Raw genomic sequence first — 21,606 nt, 5'->3', positions numbered from 1 at the left:
CGCGCCCGCACCTTCCGGCCCGCCGGACCCCGCGCCCGCTTGTGCGCGCGCGTTAAAGAACGCAAGAGCGAACCGACCCCATGCGCTTCAATCTTTCCGAATGGGCGCTGCGCCACCGCAGCCTGATCGTCTACGCGATGCTGGTGCTGGCCCTGGCCGGCGCGATGTCCTACCTGCGCCTGGGCCGCAGCGAGGACCCGGCCTTCACCTTCAAGGTGATGGTGGTGCGCACGCTGTGGCCCGGCGCCACCGCCGAGCAGGTCTCGCGCCAGGTCACCGAGCGGATCGAGAAGAAGCTCATGGAGACCGGCCAGTACGAGTTCATCCGCTCGTACTCGCGCGCCGGCGAGTCGCAGGTGATCTTCGCCGCCAGGGACTCGATGCGCTCCAAGGACATCCAGCCGCTGTGGTACCAGGTGCGCAAGAAGATCGGCGACATCCGGCCGACCATGCCCGACGACATCGTCGGCCCGTTCTTCAACGACGAATTCGGCGACACCTTCGGCAACATCTACGCGCTGACCGGGCCGGGCTTCGACTACGCCGTGCTCAAGGACTACGCCGACCGCGTGCAGCTGGCGCTGCAGAGCCAGCCCGACGTCGGCAAGATCGAGCTGTTCGGCGTGCAGGACGAGAAGATCTGGGTCGAGCTGTCGAACGTGAAGCTGTCCACCCTCGGCGTTCCGGCGCAGGCGGTGCAGGACGCGCTGAACCAGCAGAACGCGCTGGTGCCGGCCGGCTTCTTCGAAACCCCGTCCAGCCGCGTGCCGATCCGCGTGGACGGCCAGTTCAAGACGGTCGAGCAGATCCGCGAGTTCCCGATCCGGGTCGGCGACCGCACCTTCCGCCTCGGCGACGTCGCCGACGTGCGCCGCGGCTTCGCCGACCCGCCGCAGCCGCGCATGCGCTTCATGGGCGAGGACGCGATCGGCATCGGCGTGTCGATGAAGGAAGGCGGCGACATCCTCAAGCTCGGCAAGACCCTGGAAACCGAATTCGCGCGCCTGCAGCAGACCCTGCCGGCCGGCATGCAGCTGCGCAAGGTCGCCGACCAGCCCGCGGCGGTGGAGGAATCGGTCGGCGAATTCGTGCGGGTGCTGGCCGAGGCCGTGGCCATCGTGCTGCTGGTGAGTTTCTTCTCGCTGGGCCTGCGCACCGGCCTGGTGGTGGCGCTGTCGATCCCGCTGGTGCTGGCGATGACCTTCGCGGTCATGGACTTCTTCGGCGTCGGTCTGCACAAGATCTCGCTCGGCGCGCTGGTGCTGGCGCTGGGCCTGCTGGTCGACGACGCGATCATCGCGGTCGAGATGATGGCGATCAAGATGGAGCAGGGCTACAGCCGCCTGCGCGCGGCCGCGTTCGCCTGGGAAAGCACCGCCTTCCCGATGCTGACCGGCACCTTGATCACCGCCGCCGGCTTCCTGCCGATCGCCACCGCCGCGTCGAGCACCGGCGAATACACCCGCTCGCTGTTCGAAGTGGTGACCATCGCGCTGTGCGTGTCGTGGATCGCCGCGGTCGCGTTCATTCCGTTCCTCGGCGACAAGCTGCTGCCGGACTACGGCCATGCGGCCGCGCCGCCGAAGCCCGGTTCGCTGGCCGCGCGCTGGAACGGCGCGCGCGAAGGCCTGGCCCGACGCGTGCCGGCGCTGCGCGAGGTGATCGCGCCCAAGCCGGCGATCGACGGCCACGCCCACGATCCGTACGAGTCGAAGTTCTACGTGCGCTTCCGCGGCTGGGTGCTGTGGTGCGTGCGCCGGCGCTGGCTGGTGATCGCGGTGACCGTGGCCGCCTTCGTCGGCTCGATCTTCCTGTTCCGCTTCGTGCCGCAGCAGTTCTTCCCCGACTCGGTGCGGCCGGAGCTGATGGTCGACATGGAACTGGCCGAAGGCAGCTCGCTGCGCCAGACCGCCGAGCAGGCCGCGCGCCTGGAAGCGCTGCTCAAGCAACGCAAGGACCTGGCCAACTACGTGGCCTATGTCGGCACCGGTTCGCCGCGCTTCTATCTGCCGCTGGACCAGCAACTGCCGGCGGCCAACTTCGCCCAGTTCGTCTTGATGCCCAAGGACCTCGAGGCGCGCGAAGCGTTGCGCGAATGGGTCATCCGCGACGTGGTGCCGCGCTTCCCCGAGCTGCAGTTGCGCGTCACCCGGCTGGAGAACGGCCCGCCGGTCGGTTACCCGGTGCAGTTCCGCGTCTCCGGCGAGCACATCGACCAGGTCCGCAAGCTCGCCTACCAGGTGCGCGAGAAGATCCGCGAGAACCCGCACGTGGCCAACGTGAACCTCGACTGGGACGAGCCGAGCAAGGTGGTGCGCCTGCAGGTCGACCAGGAACGCGCGCGCGCGCTCGGCATCAGCTCGGCGCAGCTGTCGCAGTTCCTGTCCAGCTCGCTGTCGGGCTCGCACATCAGCACTTACCGCGAGAGCAACCGTTTGATCGAGATGCTGCTACGCGGCCCGGACCAGGAGCGCATCCAGCTCGACATGCTCGGCAATCTGATGGTGCCGACCAGCAGCGGCCGCAGCGTGCCGCTGACCCAGATCGCGACCCTGGAGTACGGTTTCGAGGAAGGCATCATCTGGCATCGCGACCGCCAGCCGACCATGACCGTGCGCGCCGACATCTACGACGGCACCCAGCCGGCGAGCGTGACCGCGCAGATCTCGCCGACACTGGACGCGTTGCGCGCGCAGCTGCCGTACGGCTATTCGATCAAGGTCGGCGGCAGCGTCGAGGATTCCTCGCGCGGGCAGAAGTCGATCAACGCCGGCATGCCGCTGTTCCTGTTCGTGGTGTTCACCCTGCTGATGCTGCAGCTGCGCAGCTTCTCGCGAGCGTTCATGGTGCTGCTGACCGCGCCGCTGGGCCTGATCGGGGTGACCTTGTTCCTGCTGGTGTTCCGGGTGCCGTTCGGGTTCGTGGCGATGCTGGGCACGATCGCGCTGGCCGGCATGATCATGCGCAACTCGGTGATCCTGGTCGATCAGATCGAACAGGACCGCGCCGAGGGCCACGAGCCGTGGAAGGCGATCGTCGATGCGACCGTGCGCCGCTTCCGCCCGATCGTGCTGACCGCGCTGGCGGCGATCCTGGCGATGATCCCGCTGTCGCGCAGCGCCTTCTTCGGGCCGATGGCGGTGGCGATCATGGGCGGGTTGCTGGTGGCGACGGCGCTGACCTTGCTGTTCCTGCCGGCGTTGTACGCGGCGTGGTTCAAGGTGAAGGTGCCGGAGCAAGATTGAGTCGGGGTTGTGGCTCCGGCTGCGGTCGCGATTGCAGCCGCGGCTGCGGCCGCAGCCTCGCCCGCCCAACCCATTACTCGCCCGCCCAACCCATTACTCGTTGCAAAAAACCGTCATTCCGGCGAAAGCCGGAACCCACTTTGATCTTGCCTTTCGTTGTTGATCTTGCCTTTCGTTGCCCGCGAGCAGCGATAGCAACAGCAACAGCAAAGTCAAAATGGGTTCCGGCGTTCGCCGGAATGACGGGGTTGTGCGTGGCGCAGCGGAACGGGTCGGGTTATGGGGTTGCTGCCTACGCATGCTCGACGCTGAAAGCGAGCGTCGCCTCGATCGCCCGCTTCCATCCCGCATAGAGCTTCTCGCGCTCGGCTTCCAGCATCTTCGGCGCGAAGCTGCGCTCGATCTGCCACTGCTGCGCGATCTGTTCGCGGCTGTCCCAGAAGCCCACCGCCAATCCCGCCAGATACGCCGCGCCGAGCGCGGTGGTCTCGTTGATCCGCGGCCGCTCCAGGGCGACATCGAGGATGTCGGCCTGGAACTGCGCGGTGAAGTCGTTGGCGATGGCGCCGCCGTCGGCGCGCAGCGAGGTCAGTTCGATGCCGGCGTCGGCCTGCATCGCGCTGAGCACGTCGCGGGTCTGGTAAGCCAGCGATTCGAGCACGGCGCGGACGAAGTGTTCCTTGCTGGTGCCGCGGGTCAGGCCGAACGCCGCGCCGCGCACGTCGCTGCGCCAGTACGGCGCGCCCAGGCCGACGAAGGCCGGAACGAAGTACACGCCCTCGGTCGAGCGCGCGCGCTCGGCGTAGGCCTGCGAGTCGCTGGCCTTGCCGAGCATGCGCAGGCCGTCGCGCAGCCATTGCACCGCCGAGCCGGCGACGAAGATGCTGCCCTCCAGCGCGTACTCGACCTTGCCGTCGATGCCCCAGGCGATGGTGGTCAGCAGGCCGTTGTCCGAACGCACGGCCTTTTCGCCGGTGTTCATCAGCAGGAAGCAACCGGTGCCGTAGGTGTTCTTGGCCATGCCGGCCTCGAAGCAGGCCTGGCCGAACAGCGCCGCCTGCTGGTCGCCGGCGACGCCGCAGATCGGCACCGAGTTGTTGAAGAAATGGCGCGCGCCGGTGTGGGCGTAGACCTCGCTGCTGGAGCGGACTTCCGGCAGCATCGAGGCCGGCACGCCTAGCATCTCCAGCAGTTCCGGGCACCACTGGCGCTTGTGGATGTCGTACATCAACGTGCGCGAGGCGTTGGAGTAGTCGGTGACGTGGGCCTTGTTCTCCGACAGGTTCCAGATCAGCCAGGTGTCGATGGTGCCGAACAGCAGGTCGCCGCGCTCGGCCTTGGCCCGCGCGCCCTCGACGTTGTCGAGGATCCACTTGACCTTGGTGCCGGAGAAATACGCGTCGATCAGCAGGCCGGTGCGTTCGCGCACCATCGCCTCGTAGCCGTCGGCCTTGAGCTGCTCGCAGATCTGCGCGGTCTGCCGCGACTGCCAGACGATGGCGTTGTGCACCGCTTGCCCGGTGTGGCGGTCCCACACCACGGTGGTCTCGCGCTGGTTGGTGATGCCGATTCCGGCGATCTGCGACGCGCTCACCCGCGCCTTGGTCATCACCTCGATGGCGGTGGTCTGCACGCTGGCGAGGATCTCGCTGGGATCGTGCTCGACCCAGCCCGGCCGCGGGAAGATCTGCTCGAACTCGCGTTGCGCCACACCGACGATGCTGCCGTCGCGGTCGAACAGCATGGCGCGCGAGCTGGTGGTGCCTTGGTCGATGGCTAGGATGTAGCGCTGGGTCATGGCGGTCAGGGCGAGGAGTGAGCGGAGAGGAGTGAGGAGCGAGAAAAAGCTTCAGGCCGCGGGCGGAGGATAGCGTGGAGGCGAAGGGAGCGCTTTTGCTCACTCCTCACTCCTCTGCGCTCGCTCCTAGCCGTAAACGGCTTGGAACGCGAACGCGCCCAGCACCGCGCCGACGATCGGCGCCACCACCGGGACCCAGGCGTAGCCCCAGTCCGAGCCGCCCTTGCCGGCGATCAGCAGCAGCGCGTGGGCCAGGCGCGGGCCGAGGTCGCGCGCGGGATTGATGGCGTAGCCGGTCGGGCCGCCGAGCGACATGCCGATCACCACCACCAGCAGGCCGACGCCGAGCGGGCCCAGGCCCGGAGCGAAGCTGTTGGCGCCGATGGCGAGCGCGCCGAAGGTCAGGGCGAAGGTGCCGATGACTTCGGTCAGCACGTTGGCCTTGGTGTCGCGGATCGCCGGCGAGGTGCAGAAGATCGCGCGCTTGAGTTCGGGATCGTCGCTGACCCGCCAGTGGGCGAGATACGTCAGCCACACCAGGGTCGCGCCGACGAAGGCGCCGGCGATCTGGGCGATCACGAAGCCGGGCACCAGCGCCCACGCCAGCTTGCCGATCGCGGCCAGGGCGATGGTCAGCGCGGGATTCATGATCGCGCCGCTGGTCGGACCGGCGATGCAGATGCCGATCAGCACCGCCAGGCCCCAGGCCGCGGTGATCACGCCCCAGCCGGCGCCTTGTGCCTTGGACTTGTTGAGCAGCGCGCCGGCGACCACGCCGTTGCCGAGCAGGATCAGCATCGCGGTGGCGATGAATTCGCTGAGGTATTGCGCCATCGGTGTCGCCATTGCGGTGGATCTCCTTGAGTCGCGTTACGTCAGCGTTGTGGGTATCTGCCTGTAGGAGCGGCGCGAGCCGCGACCGCGAATCCGCAACTACGACGCCTCCTTCCGCATCTGCGTCTTTCGCCCGGCGGGGACTTTCGCCGTGGTTGCGGATTCGTTGTCGCGGCTCGCGCCGCTCCTACAGGGGGCCTCGGCGGTCATGCGCGTTGGGCGATGTAGCGCTGCAAGGCCTCGCGGCCCGCGGCGTCGAAACGCAGGCCGAGCTTGGACCGCCGCCACAAGATGTCCTCGGCCGTGCGCGCCCATTCGAAGTCGATCAGGTAATCGACCTCGGCCCGGTACAGATCGGCGCCGAAGCGCTCGCCGAGGTCCTCCAGGCGCACGCAGCTCTCGACGATGCGCAGCGCGCGGCTGCCGTAGTTGCGGCACAGGCGGTAGGCCAGCGGGTCCGGCAGCCACGGCCGGCGCAGGCTGAAGTCCTCGAAAAATGCCTCGAAATCGGCGTCCGGCAGATCGCCGCCGGGCAGCTTGGAGGCTCCGGTCCAGGCGCCGCGGCGGTTGTCCAGCAGCGGCGCCAGGGTGTCGCATGCTTCCTCGGCGAGCTTGCGCGCGGTGGTGATCTTGCCGCCGAACACGCTCAGCAGCGGCGCGCCTTCGCGGTCGAGGTCGAGCACGTAGTCGCGGGTGACCTGCGAGGCCTTGTCGCTGTCGTCGTCGAGCAGCGGGCGCACGCCGCTGTAGGTCCAGACCACGTCCTCGGCCAGCACCGGGCGCTGGAAATAGCGCGAGGCGGCGGCGCACAGGTAGTCGATTTCCTGGGTGGAAATGCGCGGCGCCGACGGGTCTTCGCGGTAGTCCACGTCGGTGGTGCCGATCAGGGTGTAGTCGTGTTCGTAGGGAATCGCGAACACGATGCGCCGGTCGGGCTGCTGGAAGATGTAGGCGTGGTCGTGGTCGAACAGGCGCGGCACCACGATGTGGCTGCCCTTGATCAGGCGCAGGTTGCGTTGGTGGGCGACGTGCGCGACCTGGTCGAGGAAGCTCGCCGCCCACGGCCCGGTGGCGTTGACCAGGGCGCGCGCGCGGACTTGGCGCAGCGCGCCGTCGGGGCCGCGCAGTTGCGCCTGCCAGTGCCGCGCGCCGCGTTCGGCGCCGATGCAGGCGGTGCGCACCCACACCTGCGCGCCGCGTTCGGCCGCGTCCATGGCGTTGAGCACGCACAGCCGCGCGTCCTGCACCCAGGCGTCGGAATAGACGAAGCCGCGGCTGAATTCCTCGCGCAGCGGCCGCCCGGCGATGTGCTTGCGCAGGTTGACCGAGCGCGAGCCCGGCAGCTCGCGGCTGCGGCGCCCGCCGAGGCGGTCGTAGAGGAACAGGCCGATGCGGATCATCCACGCCGGACGCAGGTGCGGCTGGTGCGGCAGCACGAAGCGCAGCGGCCAGATGATGTGCGGGGCCATGCGCAGCAGGCGCTTGCGTTCGGCCAGGGCCTTGCCGACCAGGGCGAACTCGAACTGTTCGAGATAGCGCAGCCCGCCGTGGATCAGCTTGGTGCTGGCGCTGGAGGTGTGCGAGGCGATGTCGCCGCGCTCGCACAGCACCACGGACAATCCGCGTCCGGCCGCGTCGCGCGCGATCGCCGCGCCGTTGATGCCGCCGCCGACGATCAGCAGGTCGGCCGTGGGTGCTTCTGCTTCGGTCATGCGGTTTCGGGGGCGCGTTCGCTTCGGACTGCGGGCTGCGTGGCGCCTGCCCAGGGTGCGTCGGGATGATCGCACAGCGTGTTGCCGCGATTGTTGCCTGGGTTCACATCAATGGCGGGTGAGGGATCGATGTCGGTCGCGCGCCGGCGCGCGGACGAAAAAAAGCCCGATGCGGGGGAGCATCGGGCGAGGGGAATGGTGTTGCCGGAGAGAGCGGTGGGTCCGCTTTGTTGTCGGGGAATGCGGTCGCGATGCATGGGGCCTGTGCCGTTGGGAAGGAGTCCGCGCCGTCGCTCTCCCGCCGGGAGAGCGACGGCCGCCGCGTTTCAGTCGCGCAGTTCGGCGACGTGGCAGGGCAGGTCGAGCTGGGCCAGCACCGCGGCGGTGAACTGGGCGGTGGTCGCGGCCTCGCCGGCCGGGGCCAGGTCGGCGGTCAGCACGCCGGCGTCGAGCACCGCGGCCACCGCTTGTTCCAGGCAGGCCGCTTCCGCGTCGAGGCCCAGCGAGTGGCGCAGCAGCAGGGCGGCGCTGAGGATCGTGCCGCAGGGGTTGGCGATGCCGCGGCCGGCGATGTCGGGCGCCGAGCCGTGGATCGGCTCGTACAGGCCGACCTTGCCCTCGCCCAGCGAGGCCGAGGGCAGCAGGCCGAGCGAGCCGGCCAGCATCGAGGCTTCGTCGGTGAGGATGTCGCCGAACATGTTCTCGGTGACGATCACGTCGAACGCGCGCGGCTTGGCGATCAGGTGCATGGCCATCGAATCGACCAGTTGGTGCTCCAGGGTCACGTCGGGGAATTCCTCGCGCGCCACCCGCGTCGCCACCTCGCGCCACAGCCGCGAGGTTTCCAGCACGTTGGCCTTGTCCACGCTGACCACGTGCCCGCGGCGGCCGCGCGCCAGCTGGCAGGCGCGGCGGACCACGCGTTCGATCTCGGCCACGCTGTATTCGCACAGGTCGCTGGCGGACGACGCGCTGCGCTGCTTGTCGCCGAAATAGATGCCGCCGGTGAGCTCGCGCACCACGATCATGTCCACGCCGGCGAGCAGGTGCGGCTTGATCGGCGAGGCGCCGAGCGTGGCCGCGTGCGGCTGCACCGGGCGCAGGTTGGCGTACAAGCCCAAGCCCTTGCGCAGCGCCAGCAGGCCCTGCTCGGGACGCACCTTGGCCTTGGGATCGGACCACTTGGGCCCGCCGACCGCGCCGAGCAGCACCGCATCGCTGCGCTGGCAGGCCTGCAGCGTCGCCGCCGGCAGCGGCTCGCCGCTGGCGTCGATGGCGGCGCCGCCGATCAGGTGGCGCTGCAGCTCGAACTGGTGGCCGTAGCGGGCGGCGAGCGCCTGCAGCACCTGGACCGTGGCGGCGGTGACTTCCGGACCGATGCCGTCGCCTTCGAGAACGACGATGTCAGCGCGCATGGACTTGCTCCTGTGGGGATTCTTGGTGGGCCGCGGCGCGGCGTTGTTCGTAGACGTGGATGGCGTCGAGCTGGCGCAGCAGGTAGCCGAGCTGGTCGACGCCCTCGATCAGGCAGGTCTGGGCGAAGGCGTCGAGTGGGAACCGGACGCTGCGCCCGTCGGGCATGTGCAGGCGGCGGTCGCGCACGTCGATGCGCAACTCGATGCCGGGCCGGTCCAGCAATTCGTCCAGCAGTTCCTGCTCGACCACGATCGGCAGCAGGCCGTTCTTGAGCGAGTTGCTGCGGAAGATGTCGGCGATCTCGCTGCTGATCACCGCGCGCAGGCCCAGGTCGGTCAGCGCCCACGGCGCGTGTTCGCGCGAGGAGCCGCAGCCGAAGTTGCGTCCGGCGACCAGGATCGCGGCGCCGGCGTTGGCCGGCTTGTTGAACTCGAACTCCGGGTTCGGCGCGCCGTCGGCGAGATAGCGCCAGTCGTTGAAGGCGAACTTGCCCAGGCCCTTGCGCTCGGTGGTGGTGAGGAAGCGCGCGGGGATGATCTGGTCGGTGTCGATGTTGCGTTCGCGCAGCACCACGGTGCGCGAGACGACTTCGGAGATGCCGTTGGACATTACGCGACCTCCTTGACGTCGGTCAGATACTCGCGCGGATCGACCACGTGCCCGGCCACGGCGCAGGCCGCGGCGGTCAGCGGCGAGGCCAGCAGGGTGCGCGCGCCCTTGCCCTGGCGGCCTTCGAAATTGCGGTTGCTGGTGGATACGGCCAGCTGGCCGGCGCCGACCAGATCGCCGTTCATGGCGATGCACATCGAACAGCCCGGCTCGCGCCATTCGGCGCCCGCCGCGCGCACCACCGCGTCGATGCCCTCGGCCTCGGCGTCGCGCTTGACCTGTTCGGAGCCGGGCACCACCAGCATGCGCACGCGCGGATGCACGCGGCGCCCGCGCAGCACCTGCGCGGCCTGGCGCAGGTCGGACAGGCGCGAGTTGGTGCAACTGCCGACGAACACCACGTCCACCGGCCGTCCCGCCATCGGCGCGCCGCCGTCGAAGCCCATGTAGGCCAGCGCCTTGGCTTCGTCGGCGTCGTCGGCCTGCGGCAGGCGCGCGTCGATCGCCGCGACCTGGCCCGGATGCGTGCCCCAGGTCAGGGTCGGCTTGATCGCGCCGGCGTCGATATGCACTTCGCGGTCGAACGCGGCGCCGTCGTCGGTCTTGAATGCGCTCCAGCGCGCGACCGCGCGGTCCCAGTCGGCGCCGCGCGGCGCGCGCGGGGTGCCGGCGAGATAGTCGAAGGTGATCCGGTCCGGCGCGATCAGTCCGGCGCGCGCGCCGGCCTCGATCGACATGTTGCATACGGTCATGCGCTCGTCCATCGACAGCGCGCGGATGGTCGAGCCGCGGTATTCGATGACATGGCCGGTGCCGCCGTTGACGCCGATCGCGCCGATGATGTGCAGGATCAGGTCCTTGGCGCCGACGCCGGGCGCGAGTTCGCCTTCGACGTTGATCGCCAGGGTCTTGGGCTTGCGCTGCAGCAGGCACTGGGTGGCCAGCACGTGGCCGACTTCGCTGGTGCCGATGCCGAAGGCCAGCGCGCCGAACGCGCCGTGGGTGGCGGTGTGGCTGTCGCCGCAGACGATGGTCTGGCCGGGCTGGGTCAGGCCCAGTTCCGGGCCGATCACGTGGACGATGCCGCGGTGCGCGCTGTCGTAGTCGAACAGTTCGACGCCGTGGCGCGCGCAGTTGCGGCGCAGGGTGTCGACCTGGTGCTCGGCTTCGGCGGTGTAGTAGGGCGGGCGGCCGTCGGCGCCGGCGGGCAGGGTCGGGGTGGAGTGGTCGAGCGTGCCCTTGGTCAGGTCGGGCCGGCGCGGGCCCAGGCCGCGCGCTTCTAGCTCGGCGAAGGCCTGCGGCGAGGTCACTTCGTGGATCAGGTGCAGGTCGATGTAGAGCACCGCCGGCGCTGCCTCGGATTCGGGCGCGACCAGGTGGGCGTTCCACAGTTTGTCGAACAAGGTGGTGGGTTGAGTGGCTGCAGTCATGGTGGAGTCGACTATGGCTTTGTGCTTTGAGTTATTGGTTTTCCTTCTCCCGCGTGCGGGAGAAGGTGGCCCGAAGGGCCGGATGAGGGCGCGCGGCCCTCACCCCAACCCCTCTCCCGCAAGCGGGAGAGGGGCTTTGGTGCTTTATGCGGTCGCGGCGACCTTGCGCGGCGCCGCCGCCGGCTGCGGTTGCCGCTGCGTGCGCACCACACGGTTCGCCAGTTCCAGCCACGCCAGCGCGCTGGCCTCGAGGATGTCGGTGCTGGTGCCCGAGCCGGTCAGCTCGACCCCGTCCACGCGCGCGGTCACGCTGGCCTGGCCCTGGGCGTCGTCGCCGGTGGTCACGCTGGAGACGTGGTAGTTGTCGATGGTCAGGTCCACGCCGGTGGCGCGCGCCAGCGCGGCGAACATCGCGTGCACCGGGCCGTCGCCGACCGCGGCTTCGCTGACGGTGGCGCCGTCGGGATCGACCAGCTGCACGCTCGCGGTCGGCAGGCTGCCGTCGCTGACGCCGGTGCTGACGTGGGCGCGCACCAGCCGGTAGCCACGCGCGGCCTTGGCGTCGGCGCCGAGCACCAGCGCTTCCAGGTCGGCGTCGAACACTTCGCGCTTCTTCTCGGCCAGGGTCTTGAACGCGGCGAACACCGAGTTCAAACGCGCCTCGTCGACGCTGAAGCCCAGCGCCTGCAGGCGGTCGCTGAGCGCGGCGCGGCCGCTGTGGCGGCCCATCACCATCTGCGACTGGGCCCAGCCGACGTCTTCCGGCGCCATGATCTCGTAGGTGCCGCGGTGCTTGAGCATGCCGTGCTGGTGGATGCCCGACTCGTGCGCGAACGCATTCTGGCCCACCACCGCCTTGTTGCGCTGGACCACCATGCCGGTGATGCGCGAGAGCAGGCGCGAGGTCGGCACCAGCCGGCGGGTGTCGATGCGGGTGGTCGCGTTGTAATAGGCGTTGCGCACGCGCAGCGCCATCACCAGTTCTTCCAGCGCGCAGTTGCCGGCGCGCTCGCCGATGCCGTTGATGGTGCACTCGACCTGGCGCGCGCCGCCTTCGATCGCGGCCAGGCTGTTGGCCACGGCCAGGCCCAGGTCGTTGTGGCAGTGGGCGCTGAACACCGCCTTGTGGGCGTCGCGGACGTTGTCGCGCAGGTATTCGAACAGCGCGCGGATCTCGCTCGGCGTGGTGTAGCCGACGGTGTCGGGAATGTTCAGCGTGCGCGCGCCGGCGGCGATGGCGGCGCCGCAGATTTCGACCAGGTAGTCGTGCTCGGTGCGCAGCGCGTCCTCGCAGGAGAACTCGACGTCGTCGACGTACTTGCGCGCCTGCTCGACCGCGGCCACCGCGCGCTCCAGCACCTGCTGCTTGTCCAGGTTGAGCTTGTGCTGGCGGTGCAGCGGGCTGGTGGAGATGAACACGTGGATGCGCGGCTTGGCCGCGCCTTCCAGCGCGCGCGCGCAGGCTTCGATGTCGCCGGGATGGCAGCGCGCCAAGGTCGCCAGCGACGAACCGCGCACTTCGCGCACGATCGACCGCACGCCCTCGAGGTCGGCCTCGGAACTCGCGGGGAAGCCGGCCTCGATGACGTCCACGCCGAGCTCGCTGAGCGCATGGGCGAAGCGCAGCTTCTGGCTGGCGCTCATGCTGCAGCCGGGCGACTGTTCGCCGTCGCGCAGGCTGGTGTCGAAGATCGTGACGTGCTGGGGCGTTTCGGCGGTTCCCGTAATCGGGGGAACTACCGGACCGGGCGAGTCGTTCATGGGGTGACGTCCTCTGTAACGGTGCGATGCGGGGAGGGGGAAGGTCGAGCGGAGGCCGCGGCCGCGCGCGGCGGCGGCAGATTGGCGAGTTGGTAAATGTCCACCTCGATGCTGGCGCCGGCGCGCGACAGCGAGGTGTCGCGATTGCGACGGCGCGGGCGCCGCGGTGCGCGCGGTCGCACTTCCGACAACAACTGCGCCAGCACGCCGGCGTCCACGTTGCCGCCGGAGACCACCGCGCACTTGCGCTTGGCGGCGATGCGGCGGCCGGCGGCCAGCGCCAGCGCGCCGGCGCCTTCGGCGATGATGTGTTCTTCCAACGCCAGCCGGACCAGGGTTTCGCGCAGTTCGGCTTCGCGCACGATCACCACGTCGTCGAGCAGGTCCGCCAGCAGGCGTTCGGTCAGGCGGCCGGGGTCCTTGACCCGCACGCCGTCGGCCAGGGTCGCGGCCGGTTCGATCAGGCGGCGGTCGCCGCGCAGCGCGCGCGCCATCGAGTCGACGCCTTCGACCTGCGCGCCGATGATGCGCACGCCCTGCGATTTCAGCGCCAATGCGACGCCGGACGCGAGCCCACCGCCGCCGATCGGCACCAGCACCACGTCGGGCGCGAACGCGGCCAGCTCCAGGCCGACCGTGCCCTGGCCGGCGATCACGTCGGGATCGTCGAACGCCGACAGCAGGCGGTAATCGTGCTGCTGCGCCAGTTCGATGGCGAAGGCCTTGGCTTCGTCGTAGGTATCGCCGTGCAGGCGCACGGTCGCGCCCCAGTGGGCGACGCCGGCGATCTTGGTCTGCGGCGCGCAGCGCGGCATCACCGTGATCGCGTTGACGCCGAGGCGATACGCGGCCCAGGCCAGGCCCTGGGCGTGGTTGCCGGCCGAGGCGGCGATCACCGGGCGGTGATCGCCGCGTTCGCGCGCGGCCAGCAGCGCGTTGAGCGCGCCGCGCACCTTGTACGAACCGGTGCGCTGCAGGTTCTCGAGTTTCAGCCAGCAGCCGAAGCGCTCGGCGTGGTGCAGCGGGGTGACGCTGAGGTAGCGGCGCAACCGCGCCTGCGCCGCCAGCAGATCGGCGGCGCCGACGTCGGGCCCGCGCGCGGCGGCGCCGGCGCGGACAGGGTTGCGTACTACGTCGCCGTCCATGCTCAGACCGCCGTCAGCCAGTGCGCGTAGCGGCTGTCTTGCCCGCGCACGACTTTCGCGTACAGCGCCGACAGCTCGCGGGTGACCGGGTTGTCGCCGAACACGCGGCGGTCCAGCACGTCGATGGCGCAGGCCTCGGCCGCGGTGCCGCAGACGAACACTTCGTCGGCGTCCAGCAGCTCGTGCAGGGTGACTTCGCGCGAAGCCGCGCCGGACAGCGCGATCATGGTGTCGCGGGTGATGCCCGGCAACGCATCGCGGTGCTCGACCGAGGTCACTTCGCCGTTCTTGACCATGAACACGTTGGCGCCGGTGCACTCGACCACATAACCCTTGTCGTCGGTGAACAGCGCTTCGTCGAAGCCGCGTTGCTTGGCCTCGCGCTTGGCCAGGATCGAATTGACGTAGGCGCCGGACAGCTTCAGCGGCGGCAGCGAGGTCGCCGGGTTGCGCTTCCACGGCGACACCGTCAGCCGGGTGCGCGCGCCGCCCAGGTGCACGACCTTGGCGATGGTGGCGACCATCAGGTGCTGGCTCAGCGGGTCCACGTCGAGCCCGATCGTGCCGGTGCCCATCCAGGTCAGCGGACGGATGTAGGCGTCGCGGTGGCCGTTGGCGCGCAGCGTGTCCAGCACCGCGCGGCCGGCGCGTTCGATGTCGAAGTCGATGCCGAACATGTCCGCGCCCTTGCGCATGCGCTCCAGGTGCTCGGACAGGCGGAACACCGCCGCGCCGCCGTCGCCGGTGGCGTAGCTGCGGATGCCTTCGAACACCGCGGTGCCGTAGTGCATGGCGTGGGTGGTCAGCGGCGCTTCGGGGGCGTCGCCGGCGATGAACTGGCCGTCGAACCAAATGACGGGCTGACGCTGGGAAACCGGGACTTCGCCGCGAGCGCGGGACTCGTAGCCCTCAGCCGCATCGAAAGCCTCGCCACTGCGGCTCGGCGCCGGCGCCCGCTCGCGCACCGTCGCGGCCGCATGCGCCGGCGCCTGCGCTTGTTCGGGACGTTCGAGAACTTCGGTAGTCAGGTGCATGGCGAAACCTCAACGGCAAGACAGTCGTAGAGCTTGGCGAGCTGGCTCTGCAAAGCGGTGTCGGCGCGGTCGCCTTCCACGGTCATGCGCAGGTGCCAGCGGTCGCCGTCGGGTTGCGCTTCGCCGTCCACCGACAGCGGACGGAAGCCGCGGCGTTCGGCGGCGCCCAGTACCCGGGCCAGGGCGCCTTCGGCCTGGCGCAGGGTCAGATCAAGCTGGTATCGCATGGGCGCTCTCCTTTTCGGCGGGGGGCGTCAGGCTGGCGATCGCGTCGGCGTCGCTCGCTTCGGGATCCAGCATCTGCGCGTTGTTGTGGTTCGGCGGGACCAGCGGCCAGACGTTGGCGGCCTGGTCGATGGCCACGTGCAGCAGCACGGGGCCGGGGGTGTCGAGCATGTAAGTCAGCGCTTCGTCGACCGAATCGGCGCGGTCGACGTACATCGCCTTGATCCCGAACGCGGCGGCGATCGCGCAGAAGTCCGGGTTGTCGGACAGGTCGATCTCGGAATAGCGGCGCTCGAAGAACAGCTCCTGCCACTGCCGCACCATGCCCAGGGCCTGGTTGTCGAGCAGCACGATCTTCACCGGCAGGCGGTAGCGGGCGATGGTCGCCAGTTCCTGCACGTTCATCAGGAACGAGCCGTCGCCGCTGACGCAGATCACGGTCGCTTGCGGGTTCTCCAACTGCGCGCCCAACGCCGCCGGCACGCCGAAGCCCATCGCGCCGAGGCCGCCGCTGGTCAGGTGCTTGCGCGGATCGTCGAAGCGCCAATGCTGGGCGACCCACATCTGGTGCTGGCCGACGTCGCAGGCGACCACCGCCTGCGGCGCGCGTTCGGACAGCGCGCGCAGCAAGGCCGGCGCGTACACCGTCTCGCCCGGCGCGTCGTAGCGCGGCGCGCATTCGCGCTCGCGCTGCAGGCAGGTATCGCGCCAGGCGCGGCGCGCGCCGCCGTTGCGGCCCTGCAGTTGCGCGGTGATCGCCGGAGTCAGCGCGTCCAGCGAGCGGCGCAGGCAACCGCGCACGCCGGCGTCGGCGTGGCGCAGCTTGCCGATCTCGCAGGCGTCCAGGTCCATGTGGACCACGCGCGCGTTCGGCGCGAACTCGGCCAGCTTGCCGGTGGCGCGGTCGTCGAAGCGCGCGCCCACGACGATCAGTAGATCGCACTCCTGCACCGACAGATTGGCCGCGCGGTTGCCGTGCATGCCGAGCATGCCCAGGTTCAGCGCATGATCGGCCGGCAGCGCGCCGAGTCCCTTCAGCGTCAGCACCGCCGGGATCTGGCTGCCTTCGACGAAGGCGCGGAACGACTCGACCGCATCGCCCAGCGAGATGCCGCCGCCGCCGTAGACCAAGGGCTTGCGCGCATGCGCGATCAGCGCGGCGGCCTCGTGGTACGACGCATCCGGCGCGGCCGGGACCGGATCGCTCGGCAGCGGCATGTGCGCCGGCAGGTGCGAGGCGTCGGCGTTCTGCACGTCCTTGGGCAGGTCGATCAGCACCGGCCCCGGCCGGCCCGAACGCGCCAGCCGGAACGCTTCGCCGAGCATGCGCGGCAGGTCGTCGACGCTGCGCGCCAGGAAGCTGTGCTTGACGATCGGCAGGGTCATGCCGAACACGTCCAGTTCCTGGAACGCGTCGGTGCCCATCAGGGACGTCGCCACTTGCCCGGTGATGCAGACCATCGGCACCGAGTCCAGCATCGCGTCGGCGATGCCGGTGACCAGGTTCGACGCGCCGGGGCCGGAGGTGGCTACGCAAACACCGACTCGCCCGCTGGCACGGGCGTAGCCGTTGGCCGCGAAAGCCGCGCCTTGCTCGTGGCGGACCAGGATGTGCTTGAGGTCCGATCCGTGCAAAGCGTCGTAGAAAGGCATGATCGTGCCGCCCGGATAACCGAACAGCGTGTCCACGCCTTCTGCGGCCAGCGCTTGCGCCAGCCAGCGGGCACCGTTCATCAGGCGGCCTCTTCCTGTCGTTCGCCGCGGTCCGCGGCCGGCGCGGGCGCCGGAGCGGCCGCGGTCTTGGGAGCGTTGTCGAGCCACTTCATGTTCGCGCGCAGCTTCTTGCCGACCGCTTCGATCGGGTGCTCCAGGTCGCCGCGCTTGAGCGCCTTGTAGTTGGCGTTGCCCGAGGCGTATTCGGCGATCCACTGCTGGGCGAAGGTGCCGTCCTGGATCTCGGTCAGCACCTTGCGCATCTGCGCGCGGGTGTTGTCGTCGACGACATAGGTGCCGCGGGTCAGCGCACCGTACTGGGCGGTCTCGCTGATGAACTCGTGCATGCGGGTGATGCCGCCTTCGTAGAACAGGTCGACGATCAGCTTCAGCTCGTGCAGGCACTCGTAGTAGGCGACTTCCGGCTGGTAGCCGGCCTCGACCAGGGTTTCCCAGCCGGCCTGGACCAGCTTGGTCGCTCCGCCGCACAGCACCGCCTGCTCGCCGAACAGATCGGTCTCGGTCTCTTCCTTGAACGTGGTCTTGATCGCGTTCTGGCGCGCGCCGCCGATGCCGGCGCAGTAGGTCAGGGCGAACTCCTCGGCGCGGCCGCTGGTGTCCTGGTGCACGGCGTAGACGCTGGGCACGCCGCGGCCGATTTCGTACTCGCGGCGCACCAGCGCGCCCGGACCCTTCGGCGCGACCAGCACCACGTCGAGGTCGGCGCGCGGCGCGATCTGGCCGTAATGCACGTTGAAGCCGTGCGCGAACAGCAGGCAGGCGCCCTGGCGGATGTTCGGTTCGATGACGTCGCGGTAGAGCTGCGGCTGGACCATGTCCGGGGTCAGCACGGCGACGAGGTCGGCGCCGGCGACCGCTTCGGCGGGCGTCTTGACGGTGAAGCCGTCGGCCTTGGCCTTGATCTCGGTCGGACCGCCGGGGCGCAGGCCTACGGTGACGTCGAAACCGGAATCGCGCAGGTTGAGGGCGTGGGCGCGGCCCTGGCTGCCGTAGCCGACGACGGCGATCTTGGGACGGGAGGCGGTGCTGGTCATGGCGGGTCTCGTAGGGAGGAGTGAGCGGAGAGGAGTGAGGAGCGAGAGAGAGGTCAGGCGGGTTCGGAGGTTTCGGGTTCTAACGCTGCGGTTTCGATCAGGGTCGCTTCGATCTTTTTCGGCGCCTGCAGCGGGCCGGGCGCGGTGACCGCGCCGCGCGAGGCCGAACCGACGCTGCGCGCGTACTTGGCCAGCACGCCGGTGGTCACGCGCGGGGCGATGCGCGCGGGTTCGCGCGACGCCAGGTCGGCGGCGACGCTGAGGGTGCGGGTCTTGACGTCGATGACGACGCGGTCGCCTTCGCGCAGCCGCGCGATCGGGCCGCCGTGCGCGGCCTCCGGCGAGATGTGGCCGACCATGAAGCCATGGGTCGCGCCGCTGAAGCGGCCGTCGGTGATCAGCGCGACGTCGTTGCTCAGGCCCTGGCCGACCAGCGCCGCGGTCACCGCCAGCATCTCGCGCATGCCGGGGCCGCCGGTGGGGCCTTCGAACCGGATCACCACCACGTCGCCGGCGTTTATCTGCCGCGCTTGCACCGCCGCGAACGCCGCTTCTTCCGAATCGAACACCCGCGCCGGGCCTTCGAAGTGCTCGCGGCCATGGCCGGCCAGTTTCAGGATGCAGCCTTCCGGCGCGAGGTTGCCGTAGATGATCGAGTAGCCGCCGCGCGGCTTGATCGGATCGCTGACCGGGCGCACCACGTCCTGCCGCGCGGCCATCGTCGCCTCGCGCAGCTCCTGGAAAAAGGAACGGCCGGTGACCGTCGGAATATCCTCGATCAGACCGGCCGTCTCCAGCTCGCGCGCCACCAGCGCCGCGCCGCCGAACTCGAACATTTCCGCGGCGGTGTAGCGTCCGCCGGGTTTCAGGTCGGCGATCACCGGCGTGTGCGCGGCGGCTTCGAATTCTTCCAGGTCGAAGGCGACGCCGGCTTCGTGGGCGATCGCCAGCAGGTGCAGCGCGGCGTTGGTCGAACCGGCGGTGGCCGAGACCGCGCGCGCGGCGTTGCGCAAGGACGCGGCGGTGATCAGTTGGCGCGGCGTCGGCGAACCGTCGCGCAGCCGCTGCATCACCAATTCGCCGCACAGGCGCGCGGTTTCCGGCTTGTCGTCGTGGATCGCGGGAACGTCGTTGTAGCCCAGCGGCGACAAACCCAGGAAGGTCAGCACCATCGCCATGGTGTTGGCGGTGAACTGGCCGCCGCAGGCGCCGGCGCCGGGGCAGGCATGCGATTCGATCCGGTGCAGTTCGGCGTCGTCGATGCGTCCGGCCGAATGCGCGCCGACCGCTTCGAACACGTCCTGCACGGTCAGCGGCTTGTCCTGCGCGCTGCCTTTCTTCGACGGGCAATGGCCCGGCATGATCGTGCCGCCGTAGAGGATCACGGTCGGGATGTCCAAACGCGCGGCGGCCATCGCCGCGGCGGGGATGGTCTTGTCGCAGCCGACCAGCAGCACCATCGCGTCCAGGCAGTGGCCCGAGACCGCCAGTTCGATCGAATCGGCGATGGTCTCGCGCGAGGCCAGCGAGGCGCGCATGCCGTCGCTGCCCATGGCGATGCCGTCGGTGACGGCGATGGTGTTGAACTCGATCGGCGTGCCGCCGCCGTCGTGGACGCCGCGGCGCACGTGCTGGGCGAGGTCGCGCAGGGTGATGTTGCACGGCGAGACGTCGCTCCAGGTGTGGACGACGGCGACCAGCGGTCTGGCGATGGCCGCGTCGTCCAGGCCGGTGGCGCGCAGCATCGCGCGCGCGGGGGCTCGGGCCGGGCCTTGCTTGATGGCGTTGCTTCTCACGAACGGCGTTCCTTGGGGGCGAATCCGTCGCCGTGTCCGCACGTCCGCGTGCGGTATTGCAAGGAACCCAGGGCCGCATAACGAAAAACCCCGCGCCTTTTCGGGCGCGGGGTTCGAGGTTCTTCGACCTTGGGTTGTGTGGTTTTGCTACACGAACCCGACTCCCGCGCTGGTAAGCGAGGTAATAAGTACGAGCGCAAGAATAATGCTGGCGATGGCCGGAGCGGCCTTGAGCAGGGTGTTGCGGAGCTGCGCGGCGCGCGCGGACTCGACCGAGGCCGCGATGGCCTTCGAAGTCGTCTGGCGGTGGTTGCTGCGCTGCGTCATGGGTCGAGAAGAACATGGCCGTTTGGGGCTTGTCAATAGTTTCCGCGGCAATCATCGCGAGCCGCTTAAACCGTCACAGGCCGGGCTTGCCGCAGGCCCGGCCCCTGTCGGCGAAGGGCTGGGCCGCGTTCATGCGAGTCCCGATCGCCGGCATGGCGGCGACGATAGAACGCGCGTTCCTTAGAGTGCGGCGACCGTGGCCCCGGCCAGCAAGCGCTCGCGCAACGCCGCATAGTCCGCCGCCATCGGCTCGGCCGAGGCCGGCCGCGCCAGCGATTCGGCCAGCGCCGGCGGCGGCGGCACCGCGTGCCCGACCAGCGGCTCGACGATGCTGTCGAACTTGGACGGATGCGCCGTCGCGACCACCGCCCACGGCCGTTCGTCGCCTTGCGCGCGCAGGGTCTCCAGCACGCGCAGGCCGGTCGCGGTGTGCGGGCAGGGGACGACGCCATGGCGCTGCGGCGCGGCGCGGATGGTCTGTTCGATGGTGGCGTCGTCCACGCCGTCGGCATGGATCGCCGCGCGCAGTTCGGCGTCGTCGCGGTGCCAGTGGCGCAGGCGTTCGAAGTTGCTCGGCGCGCCCACGTCCATGGCGTTGGCCAGGGTCGCGCGGGTCGGCTGGGCGGAATAGTCGGCGCCGGCGAAGTAGCGCGGCAGGGTGTCGTTGGCGTTGGTCGACAGGCGCAGTTCGCCGACCGGCGCGCCCATGCGCTTGGCCACCAGCGCGGCGCAGGCGTTGCCGAGGTTGCCGGTGGGGACGATGAAGTTCAGCGGCTCGCCGTGGTCGGCGTAGTAGCGCGCGGCGGTGTGGGCGTAGTACGCCGCCTGCGGCAGCAGCCGGCCCAGGCTGATGCTGTTCGCCGAGCTCAGCGGCAGTTGCGCGCGCAGGGCTTCGTCGCTGAGCGCTTGCTTGGCCAGGCGCTGGCAGGCGTCGAAGTCGCCGTCCACGCGCAGCGCCTGGACGTTGTCGCCCCAGCAGCCCAGGCCGTGGGCCTGGCGCGGCGAGACCCGGCCGTCGGGGTACAGGATCAGCACGCGGAAGCCGGGCCGGCGATGGAACGCCGCGGCGACCGCGGCGCCGGTGTCGCCGGAGGTGGCGACCACGATGGTGGTGTCGGGCGCGTCGGGCGTGCGCAGCGCCGACAGCGCGCCGCCGAGGAAGCGCGCGGCGTAGTCCTTGAACGCGGCGGTGGGGCCGTGGAACAGCTCCAGCAGCCAGCTGTCGGGCTGGGCCAGCGGCCGCAGCGGCGCGTCGAACGAGAACGCCTGCGCGCAGATCGCGCCGAGCCGGTCGCGCAGCGCGGAATCCACGAAATAAGGCGCGAGCACGGCGTGCGCGGTTTCGTGCAGGGCTCGCGCCGGCAGCGGCCGGTCGAGGGTCGGGATGGTTTCGGGAACGTAGAGGCCGCCGTCCGGCGCCAGGCCCGCGGCGAGCGCGGCGTCGAGGGCGGTGGGCGCGGTCTGGCCGCGGGTGCTGAGGAAGTTCATGCGCAATCCGGTTGAAGG

Annotated in this window: 17 protein-coding genes; 1 reads left to right on the top strand and 16 read right to left on the bottom strand. The window is 70.0% G+C overall.

Annotation, left to right across the window (positions count from 1 at the left end; genetic code table 11):
- Nucleotides 1-80: 80 nt before the first annotated feature.
- Nucleotides 81-3,245, top strand: a complete 3,165-nt coding sequence (locus JHW41_RS20650; protein ID WP_250446131.1) for an efflux RND transporter permease subunit — start codon at nucleotides 81-83, stop codon at nucleotides 3,243-3,245.
- 292 nt (nucleotides 3,246-3,537) lie between these two features.
- On the opposite strand, the gene glpK is transcribed toward JHW41_RS20650, so the two are convergent.
- The 16 genes from glpK to thrC all read right to left on the bottom strand — a co-directional run bounded on the left by glpK (nucleotide 3,538) and on the right by thrC (nucleotide 21,588).
- Entirely contained in the window at nucleotides 3,538-5,043 is a 1,506-nt protein-coding gene (gene glpK / locus JHW41_RS20645; RefSeq protein WP_250446128.1) for a glycerol kinase GlpK, read from the bottom strand.
- A gap of 126 nt (nucleotides 5,044-5,169) precedes the next feature.
- Nucleotides 5,170-5,889, bottom strand: a complete 720-nt coding sequence (locus JHW41_RS20640; protein ID WP_250446111.1) for an MIP/aquaporin family protein — start codon at nucleotides 5,887-5,889, stop codon at nucleotides 5,170-5,172.
- Between the two features lie 194 nt (nucleotides 5,890-6,083).
- Complete coding sequence (glpD, locus tag JHW41_RS20635) at nucleotides 6,084-7,589, bottom strand: glycerol-3-phosphate dehydrogenase (protein WP_250446108.1); 1,506 nt, start codon at nucleotides 7,587-7,589, stop codon at nucleotides 6,084-6,086.
- Nucleotides 7,586-7,846, bottom strand: a complete 261-nt coding sequence (locus JHW41_RS20630; protein WP_250446105.1) for a hypothetical protein — start codon at nucleotides 7,844-7,846, stop codon at nucleotides 7,586-7,588. Before JHW41_RS20630 ends, glpD begins: the two co-directional genes overlap by 4 nt.
- Nucleotides 7,847-7,915: 69 nt before the next feature.
- Entirely contained in the window at nucleotides 7,916-9,004 is a 1,089-nt protein-coding gene (gene leuB, locus JHW41_RS20625; protein WP_250446103.1) for a 3-isopropylmalate dehydrogenase, read from the bottom strand.
- A complete protein-coding gene (leuD, locus tag JHW41_RS20620; protein WP_250446099.1) occupies nucleotides 8,994-9,614 on the bottom strand; it encodes a 3-isopropylmalate dehydratase small subunit in 621 nt (206 codons plus the stop codon). Before leuD ends, leuB begins: the two co-directional genes overlap by 11 nt.
- A complete protein-coding gene (leuC, locus tag JHW41_RS20615) occupies nucleotides 9,614-11,044 on the bottom strand; it encodes a 3-isopropylmalate dehydratase large subunit (RefSeq protein WP_250446096.1) in 1,431 nt (476 codons plus the stop codon). Before leuC ends, leuD begins: the two co-directional genes overlap by 1 nt.
- A 144-nt stretch (nucleotides 11,045-11,188) precedes the next feature.
- On the bottom strand, nucleotides 11,189-12,805 hold the full coding sequence (locus tag JHW41_RS20610; protein WP_250446093.1) for a 2-isopropylmalate synthase: 1,617 nt from the start codon (nucleotides 12,803-12,805) through the stop codon (nucleotides 11,189-11,191).
- Nucleotides 12,802-13,950, bottom strand: coding sequence for a threonine dehydratase (locus tag JHW41_RS20605; RefSeq protein ID WP_250446090.1), 1,149 nt, complete (start codon nucleotides 13,948-13,950; stop codon nucleotides 12,802-12,804). The genes JHW41_RS20610 and JHW41_RS20605 overlap by 4 nt, the downstream gene beginning before the upstream one ends.
- 2 nt (nucleotides 13,951-13,952) lie before the next feature.
- Nucleotides 13,953-14,984 (bottom strand): aminotransferase class IV, encoded by a 1,032-nt coding sequence (locus tag JHW41_RS20600; protein ID WP_250446087.1) that lies wholly within the window; start codon nucleotides 14,982-14,984, stop codon nucleotides 13,953-13,955.
- Nucleotides 14,975-15,211: an ACT domain-containing protein gene (locus tag JHW41_RS20595; RefSeq protein ID WP_057946323.1), complete on the bottom strand. Its 237-nt coding sequence runs from the start codon at nucleotides 15,209-15,211 to the stop codon at nucleotides 14,975-14,977. Before JHW41_RS20595 ends, JHW41_RS20600 begins: the two co-directional genes overlap by 10 nt.
- A complete protein-coding gene (gene ilvG / locus JHW41_RS20590; RefSeq protein WP_250446084.1) occupies nucleotides 15,195-16,943 on the bottom strand; it encodes an acetolactate synthase 2 catalytic subunit in 1,749 nt (582 codons plus the stop codon). Before ilvG ends, JHW41_RS20595 begins: the two co-directional genes overlap by 17 nt.
- Entirely contained in the window at nucleotides 16,943-17,977 is a 1,035-nt protein-coding gene (ilvC, locus tag JHW41_RS20585; protein WP_250446059.1) for a ketol-acid reductoisomerase, read from the bottom strand. Before ilvC ends, ilvG begins: the two co-directional genes overlap by 1 nt.
- A gap of 53 nt (nucleotides 17,978-18,030) precedes the next feature.
- Nucleotides 18,031-19,773, bottom strand: a complete 1,743-nt coding sequence (locus JHW41_RS20580) for a dihydroxy-acid dehydratase (protein ID WP_250446057.1) — start codon at nucleotides 19,771-19,773, stop codon at nucleotides 18,031-18,033.
- A 147-nt stretch (nucleotides 19,774-19,920) separates the two neighbouring features.
- Nucleotides 19,921-20,100 (bottom strand): hypothetical protein, encoded by a 180-nt coding sequence (locus JHW41_RS20575; protein WP_250446047.1) that lies wholly within the window; start codon nucleotides 20,098-20,100, stop codon nucleotides 19,921-19,923.
- A 180-nt stretch (nucleotides 20,101-20,280) separates the two neighbouring features.
- Nucleotides 20,281-21,588: a threonine synthase gene (gene thrC / locus JHW41_RS20570; RefSeq protein WP_250446045.1), complete on the bottom strand. Its 1,308-nt coding sequence runs from the start codon at nucleotides 21,586-21,588 to the stop codon at nucleotides 20,281-20,283.
- Between the last annotated feature and the right edge of the window lie 18 nt (nucleotides 21,589-21,606).

This window comes from Lysobacter enzymogenes (genome assembly GCF_023617245.1).
Classification (GTDB): Bacteria; Pseudomonadota; Gammaproteobacteria; order Xanthomonadales; family Xanthomonadaceae; genus Lysobacter; species Lysobacter yananisis.
The sequence above is the reverse complement of the archived record's forward strand: the minus strand, read 5'-3'. Positions and strand labels throughout refer to the sequence as shown.

Bases quoted from the DNA above. Each gene is read 5' to 3' on its own strand.
- JHW41_RS20650 (WP_250446131.1), top strand. From the start codon at position 81: ATGCGCTTCAATCTTTCCGAATGGGCGCTGCGCCACCGCAGCCTGATC.
- glpK (WP_250446128.1), bottom strand. From the start codon at position 5,043: ATGACCCAGCGCTACATCCTAGCCATCGACCAAGGCACCACCAGCTCG.
- JHW41_RS20640 (WP_250446111.1), bottom strand. From the start codon at position 5,889: ATGGCGACACCGATGGCGCAATACCTCAGCGAATTCATCGCCACCGCG.
- glpD (WP_250446108.1), bottom strand. From the start codon at position 7,589: ATGACCGAAGCAGAAGCACCCACGGCCGACCTGCTGATCGTCGGCGGC.
- JHW41_RS20630 (WP_250446105.1), bottom strand. From the start codon at position 7,846: ATGCATCGCGACCGCATTCCCCGACAACAAAGCGGACCCACCGCTCTC.
- leuB (WP_250446103.1), bottom strand. From the start codon at position 9,004: ATGCGCGCTGACATCGTCGTTCTCGAAGGCGACGGCATCGGTCCGGAA.
- leuD (WP_250446099.1), bottom strand. From the start codon at position 9,614: ATGTCCAACGGCATCTCCGAAGTCGTCTCGCGCACCGTGGTGCTGCGC.
- leuC (WP_250446096.1), bottom strand. From the start codon at position 11,044: ATGACTGCAGCCACTCAACCCACCACCTTGTTCGACAAACTGTGGAAC.
- JHW41_RS20610 (WP_250446093.1), bottom strand. From the start codon at position 12,805: ATGAACGACTCGCCCGGTCCGGTAGTTCCCCCGATTACGGGAACCGCC.
- JHW41_RS20605 (WP_250446090.1), bottom strand. From the start codon at position 13,950: ATGGACGGCGACGTAGTACGCAACCCTGTCCGCGCCGGCGCCGCCGCG.
- JHW41_RS20600 (WP_250446087.1), bottom strand. From the start codon at position 14,984: ATGCACCTGACTACCGAAGTTCTCGAACGTCCCGAACAAGCGCAGGCG.
- JHW41_RS20595 (WP_057946323.1), bottom strand. From the start codon at position 15,211: ATGCGATACCAGCTTGATCTGACCCTGCGCCAGGCCGAAGGCGCCCTG.
- ilvG (WP_250446084.1), bottom strand. From the start codon at position 16,943: ATGAACGGTGCCCGCTGGCTGGCGCAAGCGCTGGCCGCAGAAGGCGTG.
- ilvC (WP_250446059.1), bottom strand. From the start codon at position 17,977: ATGACCAGCACCGCCTCCCGTCCCAAGATCGCCGTCGTCGGCTACGGC.
- JHW41_RS20575 (WP_250446047.1), bottom strand. From the start codon at position 20,100: ATGACGCAGCGCAGCAACCACCGCCAGACGACTTCGAAGGCCATCGCG.
- thrC (WP_250446045.1), bottom strand. From the start codon at position 21,588: ATGAACTTCCTCAGCACCCGCGGCCAGACCGCGCCCACCGCCCTCGAC.